Annotated in this window: 8 protein-coding genes and 1 pseudogene; all 9 read left to right on the top strand. The window is 65.2% G+C overall.

From position 1 onward, the window contains the following. Window positions 1-138, top strand: a pseudogene (locus AWC08_RS09655) (type VII secretion protein EsxI); the annotation flags it as partial. Between the two features lie 498 nt (window positions 139-636). Beyond that, a complete protein-coding gene (locus tag AWC08_RS09660) occupies window positions 637-1,410 on the top strand; it encodes a response regulator transcription factor (RefSeq protein WP_065137246.1) in 774 nt (257 codons plus the stop codon). Window positions 1,411-1,417: 7 nt separating this feature from the next. Continuing rightward, a complete protein-coding gene (locus AWC08_RS09665) occupies window positions 1,418-2,941 on the top strand; it encodes a sensor histidine kinase (RefSeq protein WP_069435171.1) in 1,524 nt (507 codons plus the stop codon). A gap of 398 nt (window positions 2,942-3,339) precedes the next feature. Further along, window positions 3,340-3,429 carry a potassium-transporting ATPase subunit F gene (locus AWC08_RS09670; RefSeq protein WP_069435172.1) on the top strand — a complete coding sequence of 30 codons (90 nt, stop codon included), beginning with the start codon at window positions 3,340-3,342 and terminating at the stop codon, window positions 3,427-3,429. Next, the gene (kdpA, locus tag AWC08_RS09675) at window positions 3,429-5,099 is read left to right on the top strand and encodes a potassium-transporting ATPase subunit KdpA (protein ID WP_069435173.1); all 1,671 of its coding nucleotides are present in this window, start codon (window positions 3,429-3,431) and stop codon (window positions 5,097-5,099) included. The genes AWC08_RS09670 and kdpA overlap by 1 nt, the downstream gene beginning before the upstream one ends. Then, window positions 5,099-7,216, top strand: a complete 2,118-nt coding sequence (gene kdpB, locus AWC08_RS09680; RefSeq protein WP_069435174.1) for a potassium-transporting ATPase subunit KdpB — start codon at window positions 5,099-5,101, stop codon at window positions 7,214-7,216. Before kdpA ends, kdpB begins: the two co-directional genes overlap by 1 nt. Window position 7,217: 1 nt before the next feature. After that, complete coding sequence (locus AWC08_RS09685; RefSeq protein ID WP_069435175.1) at window positions 7,218-8,072, top strand: potassium-transporting ATPase subunit C; 855 nt, start codon at window positions 7,218-7,220, stop codon at window positions 8,070-8,072. Window positions 8,073-8,084: 12 nt separating this feature from the next. Continuing rightward, window positions 8,085-10,634, top strand: a complete 2,550-nt coding sequence (locus AWC08_RS09690) for a sensor histidine kinase (RefSeq protein ID WP_069435176.1) — start codon at window positions 8,085-8,087, stop codon at window positions 10,632-10,634. Further along, the gene (locus AWC08_RS09695) at window positions 10,631-11,311 is read left to right on the top strand and encodes a response regulator (protein ID WP_065133052.1); all 681 of its coding nucleotides are present in this window, start codon (window positions 10,631-10,633) and stop codon (window positions 11,309-11,311) included. Before AWC08_RS09690 ends, AWC08_RS09695 begins: the two co-directional genes overlap by 4 nt. Window positions 11,312-11,733: the final 422 nt, after the last annotated feature.

Raw genomic sequence — 11,733 nt, forward strand, 5'->3', positions numbered from 1 at the left:
TGCCAGGAGTTCATCGCCCAGTTGGGCCGCAACTTCCAGGTGATCTACGAGCAGGCCAACACCCACGGCCAGAAGGTTCAGTCGGCCGGCAACAACATGGCGCAGACCGACAGCGCCGTCGGGTCCAGCTGGGCCTGACAACCGCTTGATCGACGGCGTGGCCGCACACCAACCGGTGTGCGGCCACGTCGCTTTAGCGGCTGATGCGCGCCCGCTAAAAATTTGCCAGCGGGCATTATTCCGGTCTTCCGCCACGGCCAGCGCCCCCGTGAGACGGTCCGCACACCGCATCACACCGCAGCGCTATCGGCCGGCCGGCACCCGCTCCCGCTTGCTTGTTCGTACGCGGTTGACACCATCGCGCAATGCACGCTTCGACGGGCGGCACACGCGGAAAACCACCGAGGTCATTAGTAGCTGCCGATGGCCGATTCAGCCCTCCCCTCCTGATTCACAGCCGCTAACCGAATTGTGGCCCAAGGCTTTTAGCAACCATCGTCAGATTCCGCCATCGGTTAGCGAGACCGACCGACGCTAATGTGATCGATGCCCGTACCTGGGCAACCACTATCCTCACATTTGAGAACCCTATGAACACAGTGACAACCATATTTGTGGTTGAAAGAATGATCCAATATGACCTCAATGCAGGGATATGCGCGCAGCCAACGTCCGCGACAAGCGATTCTGGGCCAGCTGCCCCGGATCAACCGGGCTGACGGTTCACCGATCCGGGTGTTGCTGGTCGACGACGAACCGGCCCTGACGAACCTGGTCAAGATGGCGCTGCACTACGAGGGCTGGGACGTCGAAATCGCCCACAACGGCCGCGAGGCCATCGCCAAGTTCGACAGGATCAGTCCGGATGTGCTGGTCCTGGACATCATGCTGCCCGACGTGGACGGTCTGCAGATCCTGCAACGGGTCCGGGAATCCGAGTCGTACACACCCACCCTGTTCCTCACCGCACGCGACTCGGTGATGGACCGGGTCACCGGGCTCACCGCCGGGGCAGACGACTACATGACCAAGCCGTTCAGCCTCGAAGAGCTGGTCGCTCGGCTGCGCGGGTTGCTGCGCCGGTCCAGCCACTTGGCCCCGCCCGCCGATGAATCCCTCAAGGTCGGCGACCTGAAGTTGGACGCGGCCAGTCGCGAGGTCACCCGCGGTGGCACTCCGATGTCGCTGTCATCGACCGAGTTCGAACTGCTCCGGTTCCTGATGCGCAATCCCCGACGCGCGCTGAGCCGCACCGAGATCCTGGACCGCGTGTGGAACTACGACTTCGCCGGCCGGACCAGCATCGTCGACCTGTACATTTCGTACTTGAGGAAGAAGATCGACGCCGACCGAGAGCCGATGATCCACACCGTCCGTGGCATTGGATACATGCTCCGACCACCGGAATGAGCTTGGCATGACGGGGGACCGCCAGATTCCACGATGGCTCCCCCGTTCCCTTCGCCGCCAGCTGTTGTTGGGCGTACTGACGGTGGTGACACTCGTGTTGGTGGCCGTCGGCGCCGTCTCGGTACTGACCCTGCGGGGCTACGTCACCGCGATGAACGACGCCGAAGTCGCCGAATCGATGCATGCGTTCACTCACGCGTACGCCAGATACCGCAACGGCGAACATGCCTCTGTACACAGCGGCATTCCCCCCGTCGACCAGGCCCTGCTGGAGTTCACCGGGCAGACCCCCGGGAACCTGATCGCGGTGGTCCGTGACGGCAAAGTCGTTGCCTCGGCGGTCTTTTCCGAGGAGGAACCGCGGCCCGCACCGCCCGACGTCGTCCGCGCCATCGAGGCTCAGGCCTGGACCGACGGCCCATCGCGGATCGAGAATCTGGGAAGCCTGGGGCCGCACCAGGTCGACAGCCGCACCGCCGGGTCCGACCGCCTGGTGGTCGGAGTTTCGCTGAGCATCGCCGACCAGATCATCGCCCGCAAGCAACTCACCACCACTGTGCTGGTTGCGACCGCGCTGGTGATCACGGCAGCGCTGACCGCCTGGGTGGTGGGCTACGCCCTTCGACCGCTCAGCCGGGTCGCCGCCACGGCCGCGGAGGTCGCGGCGATGCCACTGGCCGACGAGGACCACAAGATCAGCGTGCGGGTCCGCCCGGAAGATACCGACCCGGACAACGAGGTCGGGATCGTCGGGCACACCCTCAACAAACTGCTCGACAATGTCGACAGCGCGCTGGCACATCGTGTCGAATCCGATTTGCGCATGCGGCAATTCATCACCGACGCGAGTCACGAACTGCGCACGCCGTTGGCGGCCATCCAGGGTTACGCCGAGCTGACCCGTCAGGACAGCTCGGCGCTGCCGCCGACCACCGAATACGCCCTGGCGCGCATCGAGTCCGAGGCGCGGCGAATGGCGTCGCTGGTCGACGAATTGCTGCTGCTGTCCCGCCTCGGCGAGGGTCAGGACCTTCAATCGGAAGACCTGGACTTCACCAATCTGGTGGTGAATGCGGTCAACGACGCGGCGGTCGCGGCACCGACGCACCAGTGGGTCAAGGATTTGCCGGAGCAACCCGTGTGGGTCAACGGAGACCACGCCCGGCTCCATCAGGCCGTCAGTAATCTGCTCACCAACGCCTGGGTTCACACACCCCCCGATGTCACCGTGACCACCGGCATCAACTGCCACTACTTCCCCGGCCCCGACGGACCGGACGCGCCATACGTCGAGTTGACGGTCAGCAATGACGGACCCGACATCGACCCCGATGTCCTGCCCCGGTTGTTCGAGCGATTCGTGCGCGCCGACAGGGCACGCTCCAACGGCGCCGGGCATGGACTGGGTCTGGCGATCGTCAACTCCATCGTCAAGGCGCACGGCGGCACGGTCTGCGCGGAATCAGCGAACGGCGAGACGGTCTTTCGCGTGCGCATCCCCATGATCACGCGACCCGCGAAGGCTTCCTAGCCCCATTGGGCGTCGGCTTTCGTACGCCTCACACCAGATGGCTTGGTAGTCAAGCGGTGTGATGGCACTGGAAATCAACTTTCCTCGGCCCACCACATGCTGCGGCCGCTGAGGACCGCGCATTCCGTACGAAATTCCAGGGCGCCCCGTAAAGAAGCCGTAAAGGCGGCCGGTGATGTCGTTAGGAAAATGTCAACCAAAGGCCCTTGATGTGGGAGCCAGGTTAGCGTCAGGCTGACCTTGCCTCCGAGCACCGCCGTGGGGCTGACTCGATGAGGCCGTTTCGCATGCGAGGAACAAGCGCCGAACGGAGACATGATGGGCGTGTTCGTATTTGCCATGCTCACGATTGCGGTATTCGCCGTACTGGGCATGGTGCAGAAGTTGGTCGAGCGACTGTGAGCTACCAGAACATCGTCGGCCTGGTGCTGGCCGTCCTGATCGCCGCGTTTTTGGTTGGCGCGCTGCTGTTTCCGGAGCGGTTCTAGTGAGCACCACGGCAGCGGGGATCATCTTCCTTGCGGTTCTCGTCGCGGCGCTGGTGTTGGTGCACGTGCCGTTCGGGGACTACATGTACCGGGTTTACACCGCGCAGAAGGACTCGCGGGTCGAGTCGCTGATCTATCGCCTCATCGGTGTCGACGCGCGGTCGGAACAGACTTGCGGCGCCTACACCCGTAGCGTGTTGGCGTTCTCCGCGGTCAGCGTCCTCTTCCTGTTCGCGTTCCAACTGGCGCAGGGCGCCTTGCCATTACACCTGCACGACCCAGCGACCAAGATGACACCGGGGCTGGCCTGGAACACCGCCGTCAGCTTCGTCACCAACACCAACTGGCAGGCCTACTCCGGAGAATCGACGCAGGGCCACCTGGTCCAGATGGCCGGGCTGACGGTGCAGAACTTCGTCTCGGCTGCCGTGGGGATGGCGGTGGCAATCGCGTTGGTGCGCGGGTTCGCTCGTACACGCACCGGCGAGCTGGGCAACTTCTGGGTGGATCTGGTGCGCGGCACGTTGCGCATCCTGTTGCCCATCGCGGTCGTCGGCGCCATCCTGCTCGTCGCAGGCGGAGCCATCCAGAACTTCCACCTCCACGACCAGGTCGTCACCACTCTCGGTGGCGCCCAACAGACCATCACCGGGGGCCCGGTGGCCAGCCAGGAAGCCATCAAAGAGCTCGGCACCAATGGCGGCGGCTTCTACAACGCGAACTCGGCGCACCCGTTCGAGAACCCCACGACATGGACCAACTGGCTGGAAATCTTTCTGCTGCTGGTGATCAGCTTCTCGCTGCCGCGGACGTTCGGGCGCATGGTGGGCAGCAAGAAGCAGGGCTACGCGATCGCCGCGGTCATGGCCACGCTGGCCGGCATCAGCGTGACGCTGCTGATGACGTTCCAGGTGCAGCACCACGGCACGGTGCCGACCGCGGTGAGCGCGGCAACCGAAGGCGTCGAGCAGCGGTTCGGTGTCGCGGACTCGGCCGTCTTCGCCGCCGCCACCACCCTCACCTCCACCGGCGCCGTGGACTCGTTCCACGACTCCTACACCAGCCTCGGCGGGATGATGACGATGTTCAACATGCAGCTCGGCGAGGTCGCCCCCGGCGGCACCGGTTCGGGCCTGTACGGCATGCTGATCCTCGCGCTGATCACCGTCTTCGTGGCCGGACTGATGGTCGGCCGCACCCCCGAATACCTGGGCAAGAAGATCAACCCGCGCGAAATCAAGCTGGCCGCAAGCTATTTCCTGGTGACACCGCTGATCGTGCTGACCGGCACCGCCATCGCCATGGCGCTGCCGGGCGAACGCGCCGGGATGCTCAACGGCGGGCCGCACGGACTCTCGGAGATCCTGTACGCGTTCACCTCCGCGGCCAACAACAACGGGTCAGCCTTCGCCGGGCTCAGCGTCAACACCGACTGGTACAACACCGCTCTCGGTCTGGCCATGCTCTTCGGTCGATTCCTGCCCATCGTCCTGGTGCTCGCCCTGGCCGGATCGCTGGCCAAACAGGGTGCCACGCCCGAATCGGTAGGCACGCTGCCCACCCATCGGCCACAGTTCGTCGGAATGGTCGCCGGCGTCACCTTGATCCTGGTGGCACTCACCTTCCTGCCCATGCTGGCGCTGGGACCCCTGGCTGAAGGAATCCACTGATGAGCGCAACCACCAAGCGCCTACCGGGCGGCATGCTGGATCCGGCGATGCTGTGGAAGTCGACTCCTCAGGCGCTGAGCAAACTCGACCCGCGCACGCTGTGGCGCAACCCGGTCATGTTCATCGTCGAGATCGGCGCCGTTTGGGCGACCGTGCTGGCGATTCTGAGCCCCACCTGGTTCGCCTGGTTGATCGTGACTTGGCTATGGCTGACGGTGCTGTTCGCCAATCTCGCTGAGGCGGTGGCCGAAGGCCGCGGCAAGGCGCAGGCCGAGACGCTGCGCAAAGCCAAGACCCAAACCATGGCGCGGCGCCTCACCGGCTGGGCCCCGGGCAGGCCGGCGGTCGAGGAAGAGGTTGCCGCACCCCTGCTGCAACAAGGCGACATCGTCGTGGTCGAGGCCGGGCAGGTGATCCCGGGTGACGGCGACGTGGTGGAAGGCATTGCGTCGGTGGATGAGTCGGCGATCACCGGTGAGTCGGCACCGGTGATCCGGGAGTCTGGCGGCGACCGCTCGGCGGTTACGGGCGGCACCACCGTGCTGAGCGACCAGATCATCGTGAAAATTACCCAGAAGCCCGGGGAAAGCTTCATCGACCGGATGATCGCCCTCGTCGAGGGCGCGAATCGGCAGAAGACACCCAACGAGATCGCACTCAATATCCTGCTGGCCGCGTTGACGATCATCTTCGTCTTCGCCGTCGCGACGCTGCAGCCGTTGGCGATCTACTCCAAGACAAACAATCCCGGTGTCCCGGACACGCAGGCGCTCAACGGAAGTGGGGTCGCCGGCATCGTGATGGTGTCACTGCTGGTGTGCCTGATCCCCACTACGATCGGCGCGCTGCTGTCGGCGATCGGCATAGCCGGCATGGATCGGCTGGTGCAGCGCAATGTGCTGGCGATGTCCGGGCGCGCGGTCGAAGCCGCCGGGGACGTGAACACCTTGCTGCTGGACAAGACCGGAACCATCACCCTGGGCAACCGGCAGGCCGCCGCCTTCATTCCGGTCGACGGAGTCACGGCGGAGGAACTGGCCGATGCCGCGCAACTGTCGAGCCTGGCCGACGAGACACCGGAGGGACGCTCGGTCGTGGTATTCGCCAAGGAGCACTTCGGATTACGCGCACGCACGCCCGGCGAACTCGCGCATGCCCAATGGGTGACGTTCTCCGCCGCGACGCGCATGTCCGGCGTCGATGTCGACGATCACCAGCTGCGCAAGGGCGCGGCCAGCTCGGTGGCGGAATGGGTACGCGCACAAGGCGGTAAGGTCCCCTCACAGCTCGGTGTGATCGTCGATGGCGTCTCGGCCGGCGGCGGCACCCCACTGGTGGTGGGCGAAGCCCTCGGCGGCAAAGGCGCCGAGAAAGCCCGAGTGCTTGGCGTCATCCATCTCAAGGACGTGGTCAAGCAGGGCATGCGGGAGCGGTTCGACGAGATGCGCCGGATGGGCATCCGCACCGTGATGATCACCGGCGATAATCCGTTGACCGCCAAGGCAATTGCCGATGAGGCGGGAGTCGACGACTTCCTCGCCGAGGCCACGCCGGAAGACAAGCTCGCGTTGATCAAGCGGGAGCAGGAGGGCGGCAAGCTGGTCGCGATGACCGGCGACGGCACTAACGACGCGCCGGCCCTGGCGCAGGCCGATGTGGGTGTGGCGATGAACACCGGTACGTCGGCGGCCAAAGAGGCCGGCAATATGGTCGATCTGGATTCCGACCCCACCAAGCTGATCGAGATCGTCGAGATCGGCAAGCAGTTGCTGATCACCCGGGGCGCGCTGACCACGTTCTCCATCGCCAACGACATCGCGAAGTACTTCGCGATCATCCCGGCGATGTTCGTCACCCTGTTTCCCGGGCTGGACCTGCTGAACGTGATGCGGTTGCACAGCCCGCAATCGGCGATCCTGTCGGCGGTGATCTTCAACGCGATCATCATCGTGATGCTGATCCCGTTGTCGCTGCGAGGCGTGCGCTATACGCCGAGCAGCGCGTCAAAGTTGTTGAGCCGCAACCTCTATGTGTACGGGCTCGGCGGCATCATCGCCCCGTTCGTCGGGATCAAGCTGATCGATGTGATCGTACAATTCGTCCCCGGGATGTCCTGACATGACGTTCTCCAGTTTTCTTCGCATACATTGGGCCGCCTTGCGCGCACTGCTGGTGCTGACGGTGCTCACCGGACTGGCCTATCCGCTGTTCGTCTGGCTGGTAGCGCAGATCCCCGGACTGCACGACAAGGCCGACGGGTCGATCGTCACCGCGGGTGGCAAGCCGGTGGGTAGTCGGCTGATCGGCCAACTGTTCACCGATTCCGGCGGCAACCCGCTGCCGCAGTACTTCCAGAGCCGACCCTCGGCAGCCGGCAACGGGTACGACCCGCTGTCTTCCGGTGCGAGCAACCTCGGGCCGGAAAGCATGAGCTTGCTGAATCAGGTGTGCTCGCGCAGCGTGGCGGTGGCAAAGTTGGAAGGGGTGGATGGGTCACGTCCGTTCTGCACCGGCGGCGGCGCCGGAGCGGTGCTGGCGGTGATCGGTCCGCGCGATTCCCGCGGCTCCGTCATCCACCCGACCCGGGTGATCAGCGTCAACGAACCGTGCCAGACGACGGCGGCGCCGTTCCTCGTCAGTTACGAAGGTGTCCGGGTGGAATGCGCGAAAGGCGGTGAGGATTACTCGCTCGGTGAGCTGGTGCCGATCCGCGGCTCCGCACCCGCCGACCCCGTCGTGCCGGCGGATGCGGTGACCGCCAGTGGCAGTGGACTGGACCCGAACATCTCGGTGGCCTACGCGGACCTTCAGGTGGCGCGGGTGGCCAGGGCCCGCCACGTGAGCCCGGACCAGGTACGGGAAGTGCTGGCGCAGTACCGCACTGGTCGGGCGCTCGGGTTCCTTGGGGAGCCGTGTGTCAACGTCTTGCTGCTCAACCTGCAACTCGACCGCCGATACCCGGTCACCGGCTAGGGTCGCGGAGGGATGATGGTTGGCGTGACCGACGTCAGCCTCGGCGAGCACCGCACCAAGCGCGGTGAACTGCGCATCTACCTGGGAGCGGCCCCCGGCGTCGGTAAGACCTACGCGATGCTCGGCGAGGCGCATCGGCGTCTGGAGCGCGGCACCGACGTCGTAGCCGCCGTCGTCGAAACCCATGGCCGGGCCAAGACCGCTGAAATGATGGCCGGCATCGAGACCATTTCGCCGCGCTACATCGAATACCGCGGCGGCAGCTTTCCCGAACTCGACGTGCCGGCGGTGCTGGAACGCCATCCCCAGGTCGTGTTGGTCGATGAGCTCGCCCACACCAATACTCCGGGCAGCAAGAACGCCAAGCGCTGGCAGGACGTGGAAGAGCTGCTCGACGCCGGCATCACGGTGATCTCCACGGTGAACATCCAGCATTTGGAGAGCTTGAACGACGTCGTCGCCCAGATCACCGGCATTGAGCAGAAGGAGACGATTCCCGACCCGATCGTCCGGCAAGCGTCCCAGGTCGAACTCATCGACATCACCCCCGAAGCGCTGCAACGCCGGCTTTCCCACGGCAACGTCTATGCGTCAGAGCGGATCGACGCCGCGTTGTCCAACTACTTTCGCCGCGGGAACCTCACTGCGCTCAGGGAATTGGCGCTGCTGTGGTTGGCCGACCAGGTCGACACCGCACTGGCCAAATACCGCGCGGAGAACAAAATCACCGCGATGTGGGAGGCCCGTGAGCGCGTCGTGGTAGCCGTCACCGGTGGACCCGAGTCAGAAACGCTGGTGCGCAGGGCTTCTCGAATCGCGTCGCGGTCCACCGCCGAGCTGATGGTCGTCCATGTGGTGCGCGGCGACGGGTTGGCCGGCTTGTCCGAGACCCGGATGGCCAAGATCCGCGACCTGGCCAAGAGCCTGGACGCCTCCCTGCACACGGTCGTCGGTGACGACGTGCCCAGCGCCCTGCTGGATTTCGCGCGCGAGATGAATGCCACCCAGTTGGTGGTCGGCACGTCCCGGCGCCCCCGGTGGGCGCGCATCTTCGAAGAGGGCATCGGCCCGGCCATCGTCGAGCACTCGGGCAAAATCGACGTGCACATGGTTACCCACGAGGAGTCCAAACGCGGGTTCCGCACCGCGTCGGTGTCGCCGCGAAAACGCCGTGCCGCGTCCTGGTTGGCGTCCGTTGTGGTGCCGTCACTGATCTGCACGGGCACGTTGGCGTGGCTGGACCCCTATTTGGACAACGGTGGCGAAAGCGCGCTGTTCTTTGTCGGCGTGCTGTTGGTGGGACTGCTGGGAGGCGTTGCGCCCGCTGTGCTTTCGGCCGTGCTGTCCGGCCTGCTGTTGAATTACTTCTTCATCACGCCGCGGCATAGCTTCACCATCGCCGAGCCAAACAGCGCGATCACCGAACTGGTGCTGCTGCTGGTCGCGGTGGCAGTTGCGGTGCTGGTCGACGGGGCGGCCAAACGATCGCGCGAAGCGCGTCGGGCCTCCCAAGAAGCAGAGTTGCTGACGCTGTTCGCCGGATCGGTCTTGCGCGGCGCGGATCTGGACACCCTACTGGAGCGGGTACGCGAGACCTACTCTCAGCGTGCGGTGAGCATGTTGCGCGAAGACACCGTCGACGGGCGGGTCAGGGGCCGTATCGTTGCGTCGGTCGGTGCGAATGCCTGCGGCACGGTCGATTCCGCCGACACCGCGATCGAGGTCGGCGACGACCAGTTCTGGATGCTGTTGGGCGGTCGAAGGTTGGCTGCGCGGGATCGCCGCGTGCTCCACGCCGTCGCGACACAGGCCGCGGGTCTGATCAAACAACGGGAGCTTGCCGACGAAGCCAGCCGCACCGAAGCGATCGTGCGGGCCGACGAGTTGCGCCGGTCGCTGCTGTCGGCGGTCAGCCACGATCTGCGAACGCCGTTGGCGGCGGCCAAGGTTGCGGTGTCCAGCCTGCGCGCCGGCGACGTCGCGTTCTCACCCGAGGACACCGCGGAACTGCTGGCCGCCATCGAGGAGTCCATCGACTCGTTGACCGCATTGGTGGGCAATCTGCTCGATTCGTCGCGGTTGGCCGCCGGTGCGGTGCACCCGGAATTGCATCGGGTCTACTTGGAGGAGGCGGTGCAGCGCGCGCTGGTCAGTATCGGCAAGGGCGCCACCGGGTTCTTCCGGTCCGCGATCGACCGCGTGAAGGTTGATGTCGGTGACGCGGTGGCGATGGCCGACGCCGGACTGCTGGAACGGGTGCTGGCCAATCTGATCGACAACGCGCTCCGCTATGCGCCCGACTGCGTGGTGCGGGTCAATGCGGGGCGGGTGGGCGATCGGGTGCTGATCAACGTCATCGACGAGGGTCCGGGCATCCCGCACGGGGCTGAGGAGCAGATCTTCGGAGCGTTTCAGCGGCTAGGAGATCACGACAACACCACTGGGGTGGGGCTGGGTATGTCGGTGGCGCGCGGCTTCGTCGAGGCGATGGGCGGGACCATTGCGGCCGGCGACACACCGGGCGGCGGGCTCACCGTCGTGGTGGAGTTGAGGGCGCCGTGACTCGGGTGCTGGTGATCGATGACGAACCGCACATCCTGCGGGCGCTGAAGATCAACTTGAGCGTGCGCGGATACGAAGTGGTCACCGCGTCGACGGGGGCCGGAGCGTTGCGTGCCGCTGCCGAGCACCCGCCTGACGTGGTGATCCTGGACCTTGGGCTGCCGGACATTTCGGGCATCGACGTGCTGGGGGGCTTGCGCGGCTGGCTTTCGGCGCCGGTGATCGTGCTGTCGGCGCGCAGTGATTCGTCGGACAAAGTGGAGGCACTGGATGCCGGTGCCGACGACTATGTAACGAAACCCTTTGGCATGGACGAGTTTCTGGCCCGGTTGCGGGCAGCGGTGCGCCGCAACACGGCGGCTTCCGAGATCGACCAGCCCGTTATCGAAACGGCGGCATTCACCATCGATCTGGCGGCCAAGAAGGTTGTGAAAAACGGTTCGGAGGTGCACCTGACGCCCACCGAGTGGGGGATGCTCGAGGTGCTCGCTCGCAATCGGGGCAAACTGGTCGGGCGCGAGGAGCTGTTGAAGGAGGTGTGGGGGCCCGGGTATGCGACCGAAACCCATTATCTGCGTGTGTACCTGGCGCAGCTGCGGCGCAAGCTCGAGGACGATCCGTCGCATCCCCGGCATCTGCTGACCGAATCGGGCATGGGCTACCGCTTCGAGGCGTAAGGATGCCTAAGGCATTTGCGACTCGGGCGCTCTGGCTTCGGATGGCTTGGGCACGCCGGCGCATGGTGGGCGTCACATCTGCCACTCCAGCCTCCGGAAAAGTCGGCTATCTGTTTGCCCGCCTCGTAGCGACAAACGCGCGTGGCGCCGCCGGTCGGGGCTCTCGCCACAGGCGCCCCATTGGTCTCTGGAAAAGTCGGCTACCTGTTTGCCCGCCTCATAGCGACAAACGTGCACAGTACCGCCGTGCGGGCTCTCGCCACACGAGCCCCCATTGGCCTCTGGAAAAGTCGGCTACCTGTTTGCCCGCCTCATAGCGACAAACGTGCGTGGCGCCGCCGGTCGGGGCTCTCGCCACACGAGCCCCCATTGGCCTCTGGAAAAGTCGGCTACCTATTTGCCCGCCTCATAGCGACAAACGT

This window comes from Mycobacterium gordonae (assembly GCF_002101675.1).
GTDB classification, from domain to species: domain Bacteria; phylum Actinomycetota; class Actinomycetes; order Mycobacteriales; family Mycobacteriaceae; genus Mycobacterium; species Mycobacterium gordonae.

What these genes read in the sequence shown, in the direction of transcription:
- kdpB (WP_069435174.1), top strand. Translation starts at nt 5,099, where the DNA reads ATGAGCGCAACCACCAAGCGCCTACCGGGCGGCATGCTGGATCCGGCG.
- AWC08_RS09685 (WP_069435175.1), top strand. Translation starts at nt 7,218, where the DNA reads ATGACGTTCTCCAGTTTTCTTCGCATACATTGGGCCGCCTTGCGCGCA.
- AWC08_RS09690 (WP_069435176.1), top strand. Translation starts at nt 8,085, where the DNA reads ATGATGGTTGGCGTGACCGACGTCAGCCTCGGCGAGCACCGCACCAAG.
- AWC08_RS09660 (WP_065137246.1), top strand. Translation starts at nt 637, where the DNA reads ATGACCTCAATGCAGGGATATGCGCGCAGCCAACGTCCGCGACAAGCG.
- AWC08_RS09665 (WP_069435171.1), top strand. Translation starts at nt 1,418, where the DNA reads ATGACGGGGGACCGCCAGATTCCACGATGGCTCCCCCGTTCCCTTCGC.